Source organism: Actinophytocola sp. (assembly GCF_035762905.1).
GTDB lineage: Bacteria > Actinomycetota > Actinomycetes > Mycobacteriales > Pseudonocardiaceae > DASYTH01.
This window is the reverse complement of record NZ_DASUCC010000141.1, coordinates 1-18,371: the sequence shown is the minus strand read 5'-3', so window position 1 is coordinate 18,371 and position 18,371 is coordinate 1. Positions and strand designations below refer to the sequence as shown.

Sequence of the window (18,371 nt, the reverse complement as noted above, 5' to 3'; positions counted from 1 at the left end):
CCTCGTCAGCGGCATGCTGACGGTACGGCGAACACGAACCGTGAGGAGATCGACGATGTTTCCGGCAGACGTCACCGAGAGCGACGGCACCCGTCCCAACCCGCCGGTGCTGGGCTCGCTGCTGTACCTGCTGCTGAACCTGCCGGTGGGCATCGCGTCGTTCGTGTTCGTGGTCACCGCGGTCTCCGTGGGCCTGAGCACGGCGATCATCTGGGTGGGCGTGCCGGTGCTGGCGCTGGCCATGCTGGTCTGGCGGGGCGGGGCCCGGCTGGAGCGGCAGCGGGTGCACGCCATGCTGCGCACCTACGTCGCCACGCCGTACCGGCCGCTGCCGGACACGCTCGCCGGGCAGTGGAAGACCCGGATGCGGGACCCGGCGACCTGGAAGGACATGACGTACTTCCTGCTCATGCTGCCGGTGGGGATCGCCGAGTTCACCCTGATGGTGACGCTGTGGTCGGCCAGCCTGTGGCTGCTGCTCCTGCCGCTGCTGCACCCGTTCCTGCCGGACGACGCCTACCCGGTGTGGGACGACCATCCGATGGTGTCGATCGACTCGAGCTTCGAGGCGCTGCCCTGGGCGGCGGTCGGCGCGCTGCTGCTGGCCGTGACCGTGCTGATCACCAAGGGGCTCGGCGCGCTGCACGCCCGGTACGCCCGCGCCCTGCTCGGCCCGAGCGTGCGCCGAATGAACGCGATGAGCTCGGTGGCCTGGGTTCCCGGTGTCGGCTTGGGCGTGACGCGATGACCGAGCCGGTGCGCATGCAGCCGCACCTGGCCGCGGTGCCATCGTCGCCCGGGGTGGGGGATGCTGGTGACGTGGCCGAACCCGTTACCACGCACCGCGAGTGGCGCCCGGTTCGGCGCGTGGCCGGCTCCATCGGGTTCATGCTCGGGGGGTACCCGCTGAGCCTGATCGGCTTCGTCATGCTGGTCACGATGCTGGCGGTCGGCCTGGGCACCCTGGTCATCTGGGTCGGCGTGCCGATGATGATGATCGCCACCCAGCTGATCTACGGCCTCGCCGCGGCCCACCGCGGTTTGATCAAGGCAACGCTCGGGGTGCAGATCCCGACGCCTCGGCGCGAGCGGACCGGTTCGGTGCTGCAGAAGTGGCGCCAGCAGCTGACCGACGCGCAGACCTGGCGCAACCTCGCCTACTTGATGATCACTTTCCCGATCAGCGTGGTGGAGTTCGCGCTGGCCATCGCCGGCACGATCATCCTTCCGATCGGGATCTGGGTGCTGCCGTTCATCGCCTCGCTGCACGCCCAGCTGGCCATGGCGTTGCTCGGGCCGAACACCGCCGCCCAGCTCAGCGAGCGGGCGCAGCGGCTGCAGGCGTCCCGGGCGCGCGGCGTGGACGCGGCCGAGGCCGAGCGGCGGCGGATCGAGCGTGACCTGCACGACGGGGCGCAGCAGCGCCTGGTAGCGGTGGCCATGGGGCTCGGCCGGGCGCAGAAGAAGTTCGAGGCCGACCCGGACGGCGCCAAGTTGCTGGTGGGCGAGGCGCTCGCGGACGCCAAGCTGGCCGTCTCCGAGCTGCGCGACCTGGCTCGGGGCATCTACCCGGCGGTGCTGGGCGACCGGGGCCTGGACGCGGCGCTGTCCTCGCTGGCGGCCAAGAGCCCGGTTCCGGTGAACGTGCAGGTGACGGTGGACCCGCGGCCGCCCGCGGCGGTGGAGAGCACGGCGTACTTCATCGTGGGCGAGTCGCTGACCAACGTCGCCAAGTACGCCAATGCCAGCCAGGTGACGGTGAAGGTGTGGCGGGAGGAGCGGCCGTCCGGCGACATGGTCGTGGTCGAGGTGACCGACGACGGCGACGGCGGAGCGGTGTTCCACGCCGGGGGCGGGTTGGCCGGCCTGGCCGACCGGGCTGCCACGATTGACGGCGTGATGACCGTGGTGAGTCCGATCGGGGGACCGACTGTGATCAGGGCCGACCTGCCATGCACGTGGTGATCGCCGAGGATTCCGTGCTGTTGCGCGCCGGGATCCAGCGATTGCTTGCCGACGAGGACATCGAGGTGGTCGCGGCGGTCGAGGACGGGGAGGGGCTGCTGGTCGCGGTCAGCGAGCACCGTCCCGACCTGGCGATCGTGGACGTCCGGATGCCGCCGACGTTCACCGACGAGGGGCTGCGGGCGGCGCTCGCGGCCCGCGAGCAGTTGCCGGGGCTGCCGGTGCTGGTGCTGTCCCAGTACGTGGAGGAGCGCTACGCCGTCGAGTTGTTGGCCGGGGGGGCCGGCGGCGTCGGCTACCTGCTCAAGGAGCGGGTGGCCGACGTCGCCGAGTTCGTGGACGCGGTGCACCGGGTCGCCGGCGGCGGCACGTGCATCGATCAGGAGGTGATCGCGCAGCTCATGGCCCGCGGTCGGCGCAATCCCATCGACGTGCTCACCCCTCGGGAACGCGAGGTGCTCGGTCTGATGGCCCAGGGACTGTCCAACGTGGCCATCGCGAAGACTCTCACGGTCTCGGACGGCGCGGTGGAGAAGCACGTCGGAAACATCTTCAGCAAGCTCGGCCTTGAGCCGGATCCCGAGGAGCACCGCCGGGTGCGGGCGGTGCTCACGTTCCTCGAGCGGGGTTGATCAGGCCGCGCGGGCCTGGGCGTTCGCCGGTTCCAGGGCCAGGTCGAGCACCTCGCGGACGTCGCCGACCAGGTGCACGGTGAGGGCATCGCGGACGGCCGCCGGGACCTCGTCCAGGTCCGGCTCGTTGCGGCTGGGCAGCAGCACCGTGGTGATGCCGGCGCGGTGGGCGGCCAGCAGCTTCTGCTTGACCCCGCCGATCGGCAGCACCCGGCCGGTCAGCGACACCTCGCCGGTCATCGCCACGTCGGCGCGCACCGGGCGGCCGGACAGCAGCGAGGCCAGCGCGGTGGTCATGGTGACGCCCGCGCTCGGCCCGTCCTTGGGCACCGCGCCGGCCGGGACGTGCACGTGCACGCCGCGCTCGGCCAGCTCGCCGACCGGCAGCTCCAGCGGCCCGCCCCGGGAGCGCAGGTAGGACAGCGCGATCTGGGCGGACTCCTTCATCACCTCGCCGAGCTGACCGGTCAGCGTGACGCCCGCGGAGCCGGTCGCCGCGTCGGCCAGCGACGCCTCGACGAACAGCACGTCGCCGCCGGCTCCGGTGACGGCAAGGCCGGTGGCCACGCCGGGCACCGCGGTGCGCTCGGCCGACTCCGGCGTGTGCTTCGGCTGACCCAGGTAGGTCCGCAGGTCCGCGCCGCCGACCGCGACCGGCAGCGTCAGCTCGTCGACGGCCAGCCGGGCGGCCACCTTGCGCAGGATCCGGGCGATGGACCGTTCGAGCTGGCGCACCCCGGCCTCCCGGGTGTACTCGCCGGCGATCAACCGCAGCGCGCCGTCGTCGACGGCGACCTCCTCGGCGGTGAGCCCGGCCCGCTCGAGCTGGCGGGGCAGCAGGTGGTCGCGGGCGATGACGACCTTCTCGTCCTCGGTGTAGCCGTCCAGGGTGACCAGCTCCATCCGGTCGAGCAGCGGCGCCGGGATGGCCTCGACCACGTTCGCGGTGGCCAGGAAGACCACATCGGACAGGTCCAGCTCGACCTCGAGGTAGTGGTCCCGGAAGGTGTGGTTCTGCGCCGGGTCGAGCACCTCGAGCAGCGCGGCGGTCGGGTCGCCCCGGTAGTCCGCGCCGACCTTGTCGATCTCGTCGAGCAGCACCACCGGGTTCATCGAGCCGGCCTCGGCGATGGCCCGCACGATCCGGCCGGGCAGGGCGCCGACGTAGGTGCGCCGGTGTCCGCGGATCTCCGCCTCGTCCCGCACGCCGCCGAGCGCGACCCGGACGAACTTGCGGCCCATGGCCCTGGCCACCGACTCGCCGAGCGAGGTCTTGCCGACCCCGGGCGGGCCGGCAAGGGCCAGCACCGCGCCGCTGCGCCGGCCGCCGACCACCCCGAGGCCGCGCTCGGCGCGCCGCTTGCGCACGGCCAGGTACTCGATGATCCGGTCCTTCACGTCGTCGAGCCCGGCGTGGTCGGCGTCGAGGATCTCCCGGGCGCCGCGGACGTCGTATTCGTCCTCGGTCCGGGTGTTCCAGGGCAGCTCGAGCACGGTGTCCAGCCAGGTGCGGATCCAGCCCACCTCGGGCGACTGATCGGCGGTGCGCTCCAGCTTGTCCACCTCGACCAGCGCCGCCTCGCGGACCTTCGCCGGCAGCTCGGCGGCCTCGACCCGGTCCCGGTAGTCGGCCTCCTCCGAGGCGGGCTTGCCGTCCAGCTCGGCCAGCTCCTTGCGAATGGCCTTGAGCTGCTCACGCAGCAGGAACTCACGCTGCTGGCGCTCCATGCCCTCCTTGACGTCCTTGCGGATTGTCTCGGCGACGTCCAGCTCGGCCAGGTGCTCGCGGGCCCACTCCAGCAGCTTCTCCAGCCGGGCGGTCAGGTCGGCCGTCTCCAGCAGCCACATCCGCTGCTCGTCGGTCAGGTAGGCGGCGTAGCCGGCCATGTCGGCAAGGGCGGCGGGGTCGTCCATCCGGGCCACCGTGTCCACGATCTGCCACAGCCCACGCTGCTGCAGGATCGTGGTGACCACGCTCTTGTACTCGCGGGCCAGTTCACGGCCCCGGTCGCCGGCCGGCGGCTCCTCGACCACCTCGACGGCGACCCACAGCGCCGCGCCGGGTCCGGTGGTGCCGGCGCCGATCCGCACCCGAGCCGAGCCGCGCACCACGGCGGCCAACTCGCCGCCGGGCAGCCGGCCGACCTGCTCGATCACGCCGAGCGCGCCGACCTTTGCGTACTTGCCGTCCAGCCGGGGCACCAGCACCACCCGCGGCTTCTCGCCCGGCTCCGCGGCGGCCTGCGCGGCCTCGACCGCGGCCCGGACCTCGGCAGCCGTGTCGGTGCCGGCCAGCGTGATCGGCACCACCATGCCCGGCAGCAGGACGGTGTCGTCCAACGGCAACACGGGCAGTGCCTGGGCCTCTGCCATGATCCCTCCAAGGTTGAGTCTTATTCACTCAACCCGGGGATGCCCGATCTTGTTTCCGCCCCGCGTTCGCCGTGAGCGATCACACCCAGTAGCCGGGCCGGGGTGTCGTGCAGGACGGCGCGCAGGAACGGATCGCCCAGCCGGTCGTCGGCCGCCGCCCAGCCGGCGATCGCGGCCAACTGCTCGGCGTAGGGGTACGGGATGCTCGGGAAGTCCGTGCCGAGCACCACCCGGTCGGCCCGGTGCGCCAGCCGGTCGGTCCAGTCCGCCGGCAACGGCGAGCTGAACCCGACCCCGACCATCGTGGTGTCCAGGTAGACGTTGGGATAACGGTCGAGCAGGTCCAGCGCGGCGCCGATCTCCGGCATCCCGGCGTGCGCGAGCACCGCGACCAGCCGCGGATGGCGGTCCAGCACCTCGGCGAACACGTCCAGCCCGGTGAACGCCCCGGGAATCGGAGCGTGTCCACAGTGGACCACGACGGGCACGCCGGCCTCGGCGATCAGACCCCACGCCGGGGCCAGCACCGGCGCCCGCGGGTCGTAGGCCCCGACCTGCACGTGCGCCTTGACGCACCGGGCCCCGGCGCGCAGCGCGTCGTCGAGATAGGACGCCACCCCGGGCTCGGGGTAGAACGTCGCGGTCGGCACCGCCCCCGGCGTGCGGGCGGCGAAGTCCAGCACCCATTCGTTCAGCCAGGCCGCCATGTCCGGCTTGTGCGGGTAGACCAGCGGGGCGAACGTGCTGACCCCCAGCCCGCGCAGGATCGCCAGCCGCTCCCGCTCCGGCAGCCGGTAGTGGATCGGCCACTGCTGGCCGTACTCCTGGGCGGCGCGGTCGAAGAACGCCCAGACCTTGCGCTGCACCGACTCCGGCAGGAAGTGCACATGGAGGTCGACCAGCCCGGGCAGGCCGAGCCCGGACACCCACGCCGCGACCTCCGCGTCGGTGCGCGGCCCCGGCATCAGTAGCGGCCCTTGGCCGCCCGGCCCGCCGCCCTGGTCATCTCCCGCTGTGCGTCCCGCTTGGCCAGGTCCTGCCGCTTGTCGTAGGACTTCTTGCCCCGGGCCAGCGCCAGCTCGACCTTGACCTTGCCGTCCTTGAAGTACATGGACAGCGGAACCAGGGACAGTCCGCTCTCCTTGCTCTTGCCGATCAGCCGCAGGATCTCCTTCTTGTGCAGCAGCAGCTTGCGGGTGCGGCGCGGGGCATGGTTGGTCCAGGTGCCCTGCACGTACTCAGGGATGTGCACGTTGCGCAGCCACACCTCGCCGTCGTCCACCGTGGCGAACGCGTCGACCAGCGACGCCCTGCCCTCGCGCAGGCTCTTCACCTCGGTGCCGACCAGCGCAATCCCGGCCTCAAGGGTGTCCAGGATCGTGTAGTCGTGCCGGGCCTTGCGGTTCGACACGATGACCTTGCGGCCGACTTCGCGCACCATGCCGGACAGGTTACGTCCGGACGTACGCTCGAAGCGTCACATATCCGGTGCTTGCCGAGATCAGGATCGCGGTGAGCAGCAGCCAGGGGGCCACCAGCAGCGCGTCCAACAGGCCGACCGCCGCGATGATGCCGGTGCTCGTCAGCCCGGACAGCGCGTTGGCCAGGAAGTACGTGTTGACGAACGCGATGATCACGATCCCGAGGATGGCGCCGATCACGCCGGCCACCACCGCCTCGAGCAGGAACGGCAGCTGCGTATACCACCGGGTGGCGCCGACCAGGCGCATGATGCCGACCTCTGTTCGTCTGGTGAACGCCGAGACCTGCACGGTGTTGGAGATCAGCAGGAGGGTGGCGATGGCGGCCAGCAGCGCGAACAGGAACGTGATGTCACGCAGGGTGTTGAACAGGGAGAAGAATCGCGTCAGGAACGTGCTCTGGTCCACGATGGAGTCGATGCCGGGCCGGTTGTTGTAGGCCTGGGTGATCACTTCGGTCCGGTCCGGATCCTTCAGCTTGACGTGGAAGGACGCCGGCAGCGCCTCCGGCCGGGCCAGCTTGAGCAGCTCGGGCTGGGACTCGAAGAGCCGCTTGAACCGCTCGAACGCCTGGTCCCGGTTCTCGAACGCGACCGACTCGACCGCCGGATCGGAGTCCAGGTCGGACTGCAGGGCCTTGCACGGGTCGCCGGTGCAGGCCTTGTCGTTGGCGCTGATGTCCTCGACCAGGTAGACGCTCACCTCGAGCTTGTCCTGGTAGAGCTCCTGGGTGTTGTCGATCATTCGGACAACCACAAGGCCCTCGCCAAGCAGCGCGAGTGAGACGGCCGTCGTCAGGATCATCGCGATGGTCATGGTGAGGTTGCGGCGCAGGCCGTTGAGAACCTCACTGACGACAAAGCTGGCACGCATCGGGGGAGTTAGTCCTCGGGGTGTAGGGGATCAGGTGGTTCAGCGGCCGACGCCGTAGACGCCGCGGGCGTCGTCCCGGACGACCCGACCGAGGTCGAGCTCCACGACGCGGCGGCGCATCGAGTCGACGATCGAGTGGTCGTGGGTGGCCATCAGCACGGTGGTGCCGGTGCGGTTGATCCGCTCCAGCAGCATCATGATGTCCTGGCTGGTGTCCGGGTCGAGGTTTCCGGTCGGCTCGTCGGCCAGCAGCATCAGCGGCCGGTTCACGAACGCCCTTGCGATGGCGACCCGCTGCTGCTCGCCGCCGGACAGCTCGTGCGGCATCCGGGACGCCTTGCCCTCCAGGTTGACCAGCTCCAGCACCTCGGGCACCACCTTGCGGATGGTGTGCTTGGGCTTGCCGATCACCTCGAGGGCGAACGCCACGTTCTCCGCGACCGTCTTGTTGCCCAGCAGCCGGAAGTCCTGGAAAACACAGCCGATCGACTGGCGCAGCCGGGGCACCCGGCGCCGGGCCATTCTGGCCACGTCGAAGTTGGCGACGTAGACCCGTCCACGCGACGGCGTCTCCTCGCGCAACAAAAGCCGCAGAAAGGTGGACTTACCCGAGCCGGATGGACCGATCAAGAAGACGAACTCGCCCTTGTCGACGGCCACCGTCACGTCCTCCAACGCTGGTCGCGTGGAGGTCTTGTACACCTTTGAGACATGCTCGAGCCGGATCACGAGGCGCGAGTCTACCTGCGCCCGTGTTATCGACCTGTTGCCTACCGGCTGACCGGATCGCCCGGTATCGGCACGTGACCAGCCGGCTACTGCTGGGTACGACGCCAGCGCACGCCGGCCTCGAGGAAGCCGTCGATGTCGCCGTCGAGCACCGGGGTCGGATTGCCCACCTCGAACTCGGTGCGCAGGTCCTTGACCATCTGATAGGGGTGCAGCACGTAGGAGCGCATCTGGTTGCCCCAACTGGACCCGCCGTCGCCGCGCAGCGCGTCCATCTCGGCCCGCTCCTCAAGGCGCCGGCGCTCGAGCAGCCGGGCCTGCAGCACCCGCATGGCCGCGGCGCGGTTCTGGATCTGCGACTTCTCGTTCTGACAGGAGACCACGATGCCGGTCGGCAGGTGGGTGATCCGCACGGCCGAGTCGGTGGTGTTCACGCTCTGCCCGCCGGGCCCGGACGAGCGGAACACGTCGATCCGGATGTCCTTCTCCGGGATGTCGATGTGATCGGTGGACTCGACGAACGGCAGCACCTCGACCCCGGCGAACGAGGTCTGCCTGCGGCCCTGGTTGTCGAACGGAGAGATCCGCACCAGCCGGTGGGTGCCCTGCTCCACGGACAGGGTGCCGTAGGCGTACGGGGCGCTGACCTTGAACGTGGCCGACCGGATGCCGGCCTCCTCCGCGTAGGAGGTGTCGTAGACCTCGGTCGGGTAGCCGTGCCGCTCCGCCCAGCGCAGGTACATGCGCAGCAGCATCTCGGCCCAGTCGGCGGCGTCCACCCCGCCGGCCTCGGACCGGATGGTGACCAGCGCGTCGCGCGCGTCGTACTCACCGGACAGCAGGGTGCGCACCTCGAGCGAGGCGATCTCCTTGCGCAGCCGGGCGCGCTCCTCGTCGGCCTCGGCGAGGCTGGACGCGTCGCCCTCGTCCTCGGCGAGCTCGTAGAGCACCCAGAGGTCGTCGAGGCGCTGGCGTAGGTCGCTGACCTTGCGCAGCTCGCCCTGCTTGTGCGAGAGCTGGCTGGTGACCTGCTGCGCATGCTCCGGGTCGTCCCACAGGTTCGGCTGGGCGGCCTGATCCTCGAGCTTGCCGATTTGCTCGCGCAGCGCGTCGAGGTCCATCACCGCCTCGACACTGGCGAGCGTGGCGGAGAGGGCGTTGAGGTCGGCCGCGACGTCCGGATTCACGTTGTCAAAGGTTACGTGAACCCGGACGTCTCGGCGTGGTGGACCCGGCCGGGTCCCCTTATTAGGAGGTGGGGATGGAGTCGAGCAGCTTCAGGACCGCCCGGGCCCGGGCGGCGCCGAACTCGGCGACCGCCTTGGCGTAGGGATCCTCGGCCGACTTCGCCGCGCTTTTCGCGGCTTCCGCCTCATCGGCGTAAACCCTTTTCGCGGAATCGACCAATGACGCTCGTTGTTTCGCGGTCAGCGCGCTCGCGTGCACCAGCCGGAGGATCAGCGGGCTGCGAAGGTGATCGGGACCGGGCTCGCCGCCCAGCCACGACTTGAACGCCTTCTTACCGGCCGCAGTGATCACATATTGCTGGCTCGACCGTGGCCCCTGTTTACCGAGGCGCACCAGCCCGGCGCTGGCCAGCGCCGGGAGCTCCCGGTAGACCTGGCTACGGGTGACGCTGAAGAACGAGCCAAATCGGTCACGTGCGGCGGCGACCAGCTGTCCACCGGTCTGCGGGCCCTCATGAAGTAAGCCCAGAAGTGCCGCGGCGGTTGCATTCAGTTCAGACACGGTTCCACGGTGCCACGCTTCCGGCCCGGTGTCCACAGTGGCCGGCAATCTGTCCACTGTGGCTGATCGCTTTCGGACGTCAGGGTATGCCCCGAATGGCCGAACGGTTGACCCACCTAGTGGAACAGAACGCCCGGGTTGAGGATCCCGCTGGGATCCAACGACTTCTTCACCGCCCGCAGCGCCGCGCCGAACGGATCGGGCCGCTGACGCTCGTACCAGCGCTTATGGTCCCGGCCGACGGCGTGATGGTGGGTGATCGTCGCTCCCAGACGCATCAGCGCCTCGCTCGAGGCCGACTTGATCTCATCCCAGATGGAGACTTCGGCGCCGCTCCGCCCCTTCGCGAGCACCGTGAAATACGGCGCTACTCCATCCGGGTACACATGGGTGAGCCTGCACGTGACGATGCCCGGTCCTCTGCACAGTCGCCCGATCGCCGCACCGACCTCGGCCCGCACCTCCTCGCACAGTCGCTCCGCACGGTCCCATGTGCACGCAGTCTCGAAGGTCTCGACGATCACTCCTAGTCGGGCCAATGTATCCCTTAAGTAGGGCATACGCAGGAAGGCCGACCGCCATGCGTCGACCGCATCCGGCTGGTCCGACCCGTCCCGTGTGGACACCCGCCGGTATGTGCCGCCGTGGTCGGTGGCCAGCCGCAACGCCCGGTCAAGCGCGGTGTCGACAGGATGATCGGCCGACTCGAAACCCAGTACCAGAAGGCAGGAGCCGTCCGTGACCCCGGCGTTGATCGCCGCTTCGGCCGCGTCGAGCAACCGGCAGTTGCTGGGTTCGAGTCCGGACTGGGCGATCGCCCGCACCCCGGCCAGCGCCCGGCCGAACGTGTCGAACCGCACCCCGGCCGAAGCCTTGTGGACCGGCCGGTCCATAACCCGCAACCATGCCTCGGTGATTACGCCGATCGCGCCCTCCGAGCCGAGAAACAACCGGTCCGGCGACGGACCGGCTCCGGAGGCCGGCAGCCGGCGCGACTCGCTGACGCCGACCGGAGTCACCACCCGCAGCGACTCGACGAAGTCGTCGATGTGCGTGTGCCGGGTCGCGTAGTGCCCGCCGGCCCGGGTGGCGAGCCAACCGCCGAGCGTGGAGAACTCGAAGCTCTGCGGGAAATGCCGCAGGGTCAAACCGTGCCCGCCGAGTTGCCGCTCGAGCACCGGGCCGAGCGCGCCGGCCTGGATGCGGGCCGCCCGAGAGATCCGGTCCACCTCGAGCACCTGGTCCAGACCGGTGAGATCCATGCTGAGCACGGCGTCGTGGCCGCCCCCGCGGTACTCCACCCCGCCGACGACGGAACTCCCGCCGCCGTAGGGAATCACCGCGACCCCGGCCGAGCAGGCCCAGTCCAGCAGGTCGATCACGTCGGCCTCGGTGCGCGGCCGGGCCACCAGGTCGGGCGGGTTGGGCAGGTCGCCGGCCAGCGCCCGGACCACGTCCCGATAGGACTTACCGTAGGTGTGACCGGCGCGGTCCTCGGGATCGGTCGAGCAGACCGGAGCCAGCGAGCCGGGCGGGACGATCCGCGGCGGCCGCAGTGCCAGGTCCGCGATCCGCGGTACCGGAACCGGGTCGGCGGCCCAGCCGGGCGGCAACCGCGCGACCAGCTCCGCCCGCTCGGCATCGGTCGCCGCGGCGTCCACCCAGCCCCAGCCCCACCACGAACGCTTCCGCCGCGATTCGACCATGGTCACCACGCTAGCTCCTCTACTGTGGACCCATGACGCGCTACGTCGCATTGCTGCGGGGGATCAATGTCGGCGCACACAACCGGGTCGCGATGGCCGCATTGCGGACGACCTGTGAATCGGTCGGCTGCACCGAGGTGGCCACATATATACAGAGTGGAAACGTCGTTCTCACCAGTTCAGTGGGTTCCGCCAAGCTGCGTGGCGCGCTCGAATCGGCCATCGCCGAACAGCTCGGCGTGCGCCCCGCCGTCCTCGTCCGCACGGCCGCCGAACTGGCCGCCGTGGTGTCCGGAAACCCCTTTCCCCGGGCTGACCCCGCACATCTGCACGTCGCGTTTCTGGAGCAGGCACCGACCGCCGCCCAGCTCGCCGATCTCGCCGAGGTGAGCCATCCGACCGAGGAGCTGGCGGTGCGCGGCACCGAGGCATACTTCCGGCTGCCCGACGGCATCGGCCGGGCCAAGCTGCCCGAGATCTTCGGACGCCGAACCAAGGCCCTGGCGACCGTGCGCAACTGGCGCACGGTACTCAAGCTGACAGAGCTGTCTGGCTGAGCGGCCGCCGCCGACCGAGTGATCGATTACCTTCGGTAGCTGCTCTAGTATGTTTGAGTGGTCATGCGCCGCCGAGCTTCATCTCGCCCGCATCGCGACTTACGGTCGTGGCCTGGCTGCCCCGGTGACCGACCTGCTTCGGAGATCGTCTTGGCGGTGAGCGCATGAGGGGCCGCGCGCCCGGCTTCCGTCAGGTGCTCGGTGTCAAAGAGTTTCGGTCGCTGTGGGCGGCCGAGCTGTTCTCGATCGTCGGTGATCAACTGGCCGGCGTCGCGCTCGCCGTCCTGGTTTACCAGCGCACGTCATCGGCGGCGCTGACCGCGCTCACCTACGCGCTCAGCTTCGTGCCGTCCGTGCTCGGCGGCATGCTGCTCTCCGGGCTGGCCGACCGCTTTCCACGCCGGTCGGTGCTGGTCAGCACCGATCTGGTGCGGGCAACGCTGGCCGCCGTCATGGCCCTGCCTGGCCTGTCGCTACCCGCGCTGTGGGCCCTGGTCGCACTGTTGAGCATGTCCGCCGCGCCGTTCAAGGCCGCGCAACTCGCGCTGCTGCCGCAGGTCCTCGACGAGGAGAGCTACCTGGTCGGACTGTCGCTGCGGCAGATCACCAACCAGAGCGCCCAGCTCGCCGGGTTCGCCTCGGCCGGCCTGCTGCTGGTGGTCGTGGAGCCGCACGTGGCGCTCCTGGCGAATGCGGCCACCTTCGTCGTCAGCGCGGTGCTGATCCTGGTCGGGGTCCGGCGGCGTCCGGCGGCCGCCGCGCGGGCGGCACAGCGGGGCGGCCCCGCGCTGCCCCGGACCGCCCGGCGCCGACTGGCGCCGCTGGTCATGCTGATCTGTCTGACCGGGCTGTTCGTCGTGCCCGAGGGCATCGCCGCACCGTACGGATCGGCGCTGGGCGCCGGATCGATCGGGATCGGCCTGCTCATGGCCGCCGACCCGCTGGGCAGTGTGATCGGCGCCTGGCTCCTGACCCGGACCGGGATGAGGCCGAACCCGGTGCCGATCGTGGTACTGGCCGTCGGTGCCGGCGTCCCACTGTTGCTCTGCGCGCCGGAGCCGAACCTGGTCATCTCGATCATGCTCTGGGCGGCCAGCGGCGCGATGTCCACCGCCTACCTGATCCTGATCCAGGGCGCCATCGTCGAGCTGGTCCCGGATGAACGCCGAGGCCGGGTCCTTGGCCGGATAGCGACCGGCTTATATGCGTCGCAAGGCATCGCCATTGTGATCGGAGGCATCGCGGCGGAGGAGCTAGGGCCCTACCGGGCGGTGGCCGGAGCAGGTTTACTGGGAATTGTGCTGGCACTCTGCGTAGGCCTCTGGTGGCGCCGCGTTGCCCGCTCCCGGTGCGACCTGGTCACCGGGAGCGAGCATGACCGCGCCGAAAGCCAGTCACATGTCCTTGTGCGCCATCCGAAACACCTCCTTCGAAACACCGAGGAACAAGGTTTCGAACACACATCACATGTCCTTGTGCGCCACCGGGCACACCTCCTCAGAAATAGCCGTGAACGCGATTCCCAACGGGTCTCACATGTCCTTGTGCGCCATCGAAAGCACCTCCCTTGCGGACTGGACCAACAGTTCGAAATGAAGCAGCACGGGTCACATGTCCTTGTGCGCCACCCGTCTCACCTCCCTCTGGGCCGGAGTCAGCAGCCTGAACAGGGCAAAGACACGTCACATGTCCTTGTGCGCCATCGAAAGCACCTCCTTTCCGTACTCGCCAATAGGCGAGTGAACCAAGCACCTGAAAACGATCCGACCCGGCACGTACCACAGGGGACACAAGCGTCCTCATTATGGGCGTCCATCGCCGGAACGTTGCTGGGCCGAAACTCCGTGGGCAGGATGGCATGACCAGGTGGACCCTCTGGGCCAGACCACGCAAGGCCGTGGCGTTTCTGCTGACGGTCGAACTGTTGACCGTCGCCGGTGCCGTATGGGCCAGCCTCAACCAGTCGATCACTCGGCGTGAGCTGATCATCTTCGGGGCCATCGTCACGATCGCCGTGGTCACCGCCGAGGTCGGCCGACGGGTGGAGCGGATGCGACGGCGGCTGGCGGAAACCCCGCACATCAACCTCACCTCGGTCTGGACGGTGCCGACCGCCCTGTTGACCACGCCGAGCCTGATGGTGGCCACCGCGATGATTCTGTACGGCCACCTGTGGCTGCGCAGCTGGTACCGAATCAACGCGGCGCGGCCGTACCGCTTGATGTTCTCCGGCACCACTGTCGTGATCTCGTGCCTGGCGGCCAGAGCGGTGGCCGACCTGGCGCCGGCGGAGGGGCCACTGGCCGATGTCAACGTCACCGGGCTGCTGTGGCTGCTGCTGGTCATCGTCACATACACGGTCGTGAACTCCGTGCTGATCGCCGCCGCCCTCGCGTTGGATGAGGACGATCGCTCGCTCACCAGGCTGGTCGGCACCTGGCAAGACAACAACGTGGAGTTCGCCACGCTGTGCATCGGCGCGCTCACCGCGGTCCTCATGGCCTGGCGGCCCTGGCTCGTTGCGTTGGTGCTACTGCCGCTGTACGTGCTTCATCGGAGCGTATTGGTTCGTCAGCTCGAGCATGCCGCCACCACGGACGGCAAGACCGGACTGCTCAATGCCACCAGCTGGCAGGCCCTGGCAACCAACGAGTTGGCCAGGGCCAAGCGGCACGGCACGGCGCTGTGCGTGCTGATGGTGGACCTCGATCATTTCAAGTGGGTGAACGAACGGTACGGCCACCAGGCGGGCGATCAGGTGCTACGGGCCGTCGCCGACACCATGCGCGAGGTCGTGCGCGACTACGACCTGTGCGGCCGGTTCGGCGGCGAGGAGTTCGTCATCCTGATGCCGGAGACCGATCTGACCCGCGGCACCGAGCTGGCCGGACGGATCTGCGCGCAGATCCGGAACCTGCCGATCGCCGAGACCACCGACGGGGCGCCGTTCGACGGGTTGGCGCTCAGCGCGTCCATCGGGGTGGCGGCCTACCCGGACGCGGGCGAGGACCTCGAGGAGATCATGCTGGCCGCGGACAACGCCATGTTCGCCGCCAAGGACGCCGGCCGGGACCAGGTCCGCGCGGTGATGCCGAGCCGGGCGCCCGAACGCCGGTCCCCCTCGGCCGCGGAGTAGCGCCTCAGCCGGAGGTTTCGGCCTTGCGGCGCGAGGTCAGCTCGTCGTGGTACTTCTGTGCCCATTCCGCCAACGGGCGCACGGCGCGCAGCAGCGATCGGCCCATCGGGGTCAGCTTGTACCAGACTCCGCCGAACCGTCCCGGCTCCGCGCGGCGCTCGATCAGCCCGTCGTCCTGCGCCCGGCGCAGGGTGTCGGATAACACGCGGTCGGTCAGCGGCCGCGTGTGCGAGACCCAGCCGACGCGCTCCTCGATGTCGTTGATGGAGGACTTGAGGTCCTTGTACTGACACTCCCCGAGGGCCAGCGCGGCCATCACCGCGACGGTCCAGCGTCCCCGGAGTACGGCCATCGCGTCGTGAACGCCCTGCCGGTACGGGACGTCCCGGTTATCCATGGCGCTCAGCTAACACGACCGGACGTCGGCCGTCACAAACAGGCTGTAACTGATCGGCCACAGTTCCCGCCCGCCCGGCGGCCGGCATCGTAGCCACATCGAGATTCTCCGCATCGCCGCTGGTAGCCACCACGCACAACAAAGTAAGTCGGGCACTTACGTTGCACTCAGTCGACCCCCGTCAGGTATTTCTAGTAGGGCCAGGCCCTGATCCGCCTGGCACTCGGAAGCTGCAGTGGCCGGCCGGCAGTCTGTCGGTGGGGCGGCGACCGGATGAGCCACGGACTCACCGGCCGGCCACTGCGGTCCGGGTGCCATCCTGGGGAACCGTGACGGATCGCGATCAGTTGGCCCGGGAACCCCTCCCCCTGCGCGGCCGCGCGGCGCTCGTGACCGGAGTAAGCCGACGGGCCGGCATCGGCTACGCGGTGGCCCGCCGGATGGCGGCCCTTGGCGCCAGCCTCTTCCTGCACCGGTTCGAACCGCACGACCGCGATCAGCCATGGGGTGCCGATCCCGGCGGTGTGGGCGCGGTGCTGGACGGCGTCACGCAGGCGCTGGCCGGCGGGACGGTGGCCGAGCGAGAACTGGACCTCACCGACCCGGACGCGCCCGGCGCGCTGGTCGACGCCGCCGTGGCCGCGTTCGGTCGGCTGGACATCCTCGTGTGCAACCACGCCAGAAGTGGCGGAGACGGGCCGCTCGGGGCGCTGTCCGCGGCGATGCTGGACGCGCACTGGGCGGTCAACGCGCGCTCGTCGATCCTGCTGGCGCAGGCGTTCACGGCGCGGCACGACGGCCGGTCGGGCGGCCGGATCGTGTTCCTGACCTCGGGCCAGGATCTCGGCCCGATGCGGGACGAGGTGGCCTACGCGGCCAGCAAGGGCGCGCTCGCCTCGATCACCAGGACGCTCGCCGACCAGCTGGCCGACCGGGGCATCACGCTGAACACGGTCAACCCCGGTCCGGTGGACACCGGATGGGCCACACCCGCGGCCCGGGAGGCGGTCCGCGCGCGCTTCCCGTCCGGCAGATGGGGTCTGCCCGACGATCCAGCCCGCCTCATCGCGTGGCTCGCCACCGACGAAGCGGAGTGGATCACCGGGCAGATCATCAACAGCGAGGGCGGCTTCCGCCGCTAGCCGGAGCCGCCTCAGTCCTCCTGCAATTCGGCCAGCGCCTGACGTACCTTGGCCAGTTCGGCCTCCAGCGCCGCCATCTTCTCCCGGTGCTGCTGGCGCGCCTGGTCGAGCACGGTGTCGATCGCCTTGGCGATGTCCTCGTGCAACTCGGTCGCCGCCCGCGCCACCGCGGCCGCCGGGACCGTCAACCCCTGCACCACCCGCTTGCTGCCCTGGGTCAGCTCGGCCTGCCACTCCCCCTCGGCCGTCCCGGTCACCGTCAGCGTCAGCTCGACGGTCCGGGTCTTGCGCGCCGTACTCGCCGGCCGCCCCCGCTTACGCGGCTGCGGGGCCGCCTCCGGCTCTTCCTCGACGTTCGTGGACACACGTTCTCCTTCGCATAACAAGGAAAATCCCGCAGCATTAGAACATACATTCGTCCTGGGCCTGACGGCGACACAGCCCAATCCCCCACAGGTAACACCCTTCGTGCTCCCTGGCTCGGCTCGAGGCCGGCTCAGCGGACAGGGGGTCAAAGGATGTCACGCCCGGGTCAGTTTCACGCGCCGTCGATACACACACTCATCGGTTCGCACCCGCTCCAACCCGTCCCAGTACACCGTGTCCGGCCTTACGTGCCAGCAGGACGGCTCAACACGCCACCTAGGATCGCGGGATGGTCGAGCGGGGCGCGGTGACGGTGGACGGGGTTGCGACGCCGGAGGCAGCGCGTCGCCGGGCCCGGTACCTGCTTGTCGGGTTGGCTTCGCTCGCCCTGATGTTGATCATCTTAGCCGGCCGCATGGCACCCCTCGACGACCAGCCGAGCGTCGCGACCGCAGTTTCACTGATCATCGCCTGGCCACTCCTATGGATCCTGCCGATCACCTCACTCGGTTGGCGTGCCCGGGTGGACGGCGCGGACAACCGTTACGTCACCGCGCATACGATGAGCGGCCGACGCACGGTCGACCTGCATCGTCTGGAACGCATCCGGCGGTTCCAGCTCATGTCGAGGACCAAGACCATGGACTGTGTCGTGCTCCGGGACGCCGACGGAATCCGGCTCATGATCGACGACCCCGAGGTGCGCGAAGCCCTCCGCACCGCCATCTCGGACGGGCTCATCGACTCCGCTCGAACGTCGCGCCCCGCACAGGCCCGCCTCGGACTGATCACGGCCTCCCTGCCGCAACGGGTCTGGTGGGCGACGACCTACTTCCTCGGCTATCTCGCCTACGCCGGCCTGACCGCGGTGGGAAGCCTCACGGTGCTCATCCTGATCAGCGAACTCTGAGGACAGCTCCACCCACACAGGGGTGATGTGTTCGCCCCGTCTTGCCCGTTCGACCTTGAATCAATCTGTTTCGGGCGTCCTGCTACACATCCAACTACAAGCCCTCGTAACGCCGACCGCATACAGCACGAGTAGAAGTTGCTGCCCGCGGAGTGCGCGAGCACGTTCAGTCGAGTCAGGCCAACCGATCGGGAACGTCTCCACGTCGCCGACATGACGATCACTGCAGAGGTCGGGCGCGGCCGGTGTTCCAGCACATGAGCTCCGGCAATGGAGATTCCGTTGCGGCGGGCCTCGATTTTCGTCACGTCTCTCGCCGTGCCGCGATATTCCCGATATGGCATCGAGGACGAAG

General features: G+C 69.5%; 18 protein-coding genes. 8 read left to right on the top strand and 10 right to left on the bottom strand.

Annotated features, from left to right (window positions below; genetic code table 11):
• The first annotated feature begins 55 nt into the window (after nucleotides 1–55).
• From VFV67_RS29980 to VFV67_RS29970, 3 genes are all read left to right on the top strand, one after another.
• Nucleotides 56–748 (top strand): sensor domain-containing protein, encoded by a 693-nt coding sequence (locus tag VFV67_RS29980; protein WP_326474042.1) that lies wholly within the window; start codon nucleotides 56–58, stop codon nucleotides 746–748.
• Nucleotides 749–888: 140 nt separating this feature from the next.
• Nucleotides 889–1,965, top strand: a complete 1,077-nt coding sequence (locus VFV67_RS29975) for a sensor histidine kinase (protein ID WP_326474052.1) — start codon at nucleotides 889–891, stop codon at nucleotides 1,963–1,965.
• Nucleotides 1,953–2,597, top strand: a complete 645-nt coding sequence (locus VFV67_RS29970; RefSeq protein ID WP_326474041.1) for a response regulator transcription factor — start codon at nucleotides 1,953–1,955, stop codon at nucleotides 2,595–2,597. Before VFV67_RS29975 ends, VFV67_RS29970 begins: the two co-directional genes overlap by 13 nt.
• On the opposite strand, the gene lon is transcribed toward VFV67_RS29970, so the two are convergent.
• The 8 genes from lon to VFV67_RS29930 form a co-directional block, all read right to left on the bottom strand.
• Entirely contained in the window at nucleotides 2,598–4,970 is a 2,373-nt protein-coding gene (lon, locus tag VFV67_RS29965) for an endopeptidase La (protein WP_326474040.1), read from the bottom strand.
• A gap of 20 nt (nucleotides 4,971–4,990) precedes the next feature.
• A complete protein-coding gene (locus VFV67_RS29960) occupies nucleotides 4,991–5,935 on the bottom strand; it encodes an amidohydrolase family protein (RefSeq protein WP_326474039.1) in 945 nt (314 codons plus the stop codon).
• Entirely contained in the window at nucleotides 5,935–6,411 is a 477-nt protein-coding gene (gene smpB, locus VFV67_RS29955) for an SsrA-binding protein SmpB (RefSeq protein WP_326474038.1), read from the bottom strand. The genes VFV67_RS29960 and smpB overlap by 1 nt, the downstream gene beginning before the upstream one ends.
• Nucleotides 6,412–6,421: 10 nt before the next feature.
• On the bottom strand, nucleotides 6,422–7,324 hold the full coding sequence (ftsX, locus tag VFV67_RS29950; protein ID WP_326474037.1) for a permease-like cell division protein FtsX: 903 nt from the start codon (nucleotides 7,322–7,324) through the stop codon (nucleotides 6,422–6,424).
• Between the two features lie 39 nt (nucleotides 7,325–7,363).
• Entirely contained in the window at nucleotides 7,364–8,053 is a 690-nt protein-coding gene (ftsE, locus tag VFV67_RS29945; RefSeq protein ID WP_326474036.1) for a cell division ATP-binding protein FtsE, read from the bottom strand.
• 86 nt (nucleotides 8,054–8,139) lie between these two features.
• A complete protein-coding gene (gene prfB, locus VFV67_RS29940; protein ID WP_326474035.1) occupies nucleotides 8,140–9,240 on the bottom strand; it encodes a peptide chain release factor 2 in 1,101 nt (366 codons plus the stop codon).
• A 61-nt stretch (nucleotides 9,241–9,301) separates the two neighbouring features.
• Nucleotides 9,302–9,802 (bottom strand): PadR family transcriptional regulator, encoded by a 501-nt coding sequence (locus VFV67_RS29935; protein ID WP_326474034.1) that lies wholly within the window; start codon nucleotides 9,800–9,802, stop codon nucleotides 9,302–9,304.
• Between the two features lie 116 nt (nucleotides 9,803–9,918).
• Complete coding sequence (locus VFV67_RS29930; RefSeq protein ID WP_326474033.1) at nucleotides 9,919–11,508, bottom strand: FAD-binding oxidoreductase; 1,590 nt, start codon at nucleotides 11,506–11,508, stop codon at nucleotides 9,919–9,921.
• A 32-nt stretch (nucleotides 11,509–11,540) separates the two neighbouring features.
• Between VFV67_RS29930 and VFV67_RS29925 the strand changes: the two genes are divergently transcribed.
• The 3 genes from VFV67_RS29925 (at nucleotide 11,541) to VFV67_RS29915 (ending at nucleotide 15,201) form a co-directional block, all read left to right on the top strand.
• Nucleotides 11,541–12,065, top strand: coding sequence for a DUF1697 domain-containing protein (locus tag VFV67_RS29925; RefSeq protein WP_326474032.1), 525 nt, complete (start codon nucleotides 11,541–11,543; stop codon nucleotides 12,063–12,065).
• A gap of 164 nt (nucleotides 12,066–12,229) precedes the next feature.
• Nucleotides 12,230–13,927, top strand: a complete 1,698-nt coding sequence (locus VFV67_RS29920) for an MFS transporter (RefSeq protein WP_326474031.1) — start codon at nucleotides 12,230–12,232, stop codon at nucleotides 13,925–13,927.
• Nucleotides 13,924–15,201, top strand: coding sequence for a GGDEF domain-containing protein (locus VFV67_RS29915; protein ID WP_326474030.1), 1,278 nt, complete (start codon nucleotides 13,924–13,926; stop codon nucleotides 15,199–15,201). The genes VFV67_RS29920 and VFV67_RS29915 overlap by 4 nt, the downstream gene beginning before the upstream one ends.
• A gap of 4 nt (nucleotides 15,202–15,205) precedes the next feature.
• Here VFV67_RS29915 and VFV67_RS29910 read toward each other — a convergent pair whose 3' ends face one another.
• Nucleotides 15,206–15,598 (bottom strand): helix-turn-helix domain-containing protein, encoded by a 393-nt coding sequence (locus VFV67_RS29910; protein WP_326474029.1) that lies wholly within the window; start codon nucleotides 15,596–15,598, stop codon nucleotides 15,206–15,208.
• 329 nt (nucleotides 15,599–15,927) lie between these two features.
• Between VFV67_RS29910 and VFV67_RS29905 the strand changes: the two genes are divergently transcribed.
• The gene (locus VFV67_RS29905; RefSeq protein ID WP_326474028.1) at nucleotides 15,928–16,740 is read left to right on the top strand and encodes an SDR family oxidoreductase; all 813 of its coding nucleotides are present in this window, start codon (nucleotides 15,928–15,930) and stop codon (nucleotides 16,738–16,740) included.
• A gap of 11 nt (nucleotides 16,741–16,751) precedes the next feature.
• Here the strand turns inward: VFV67_RS29905 and VFV67_RS29900 are convergent, their stop codons facing one another.
• On the bottom strand, nucleotides 16,752–17,105 hold the full coding sequence (locus VFV67_RS29900) for a DUF6319 family protein (protein WP_326474027.1): 354 nt from the start codon (nucleotides 17,103–17,105) through the stop codon (nucleotides 16,752–16,754).
• Between the two features lie 290 nt (nucleotides 17,106–17,395).
• Here VFV67_RS29900 and VFV67_RS29895 point away from each other — a divergent pair, with 290 nt between their 5' ends.
• Nucleotides 17,396–18,016: a hypothetical protein gene (locus VFV67_RS29895; protein ID WP_326474026.1), complete on the top strand. Its 621-nt coding sequence runs from the start codon at nucleotides 17,396–17,398 to the stop codon at nucleotides 18,014–18,016.
• Nucleotides 18,017–18,371 lie beyond the last annotated feature (355 nt).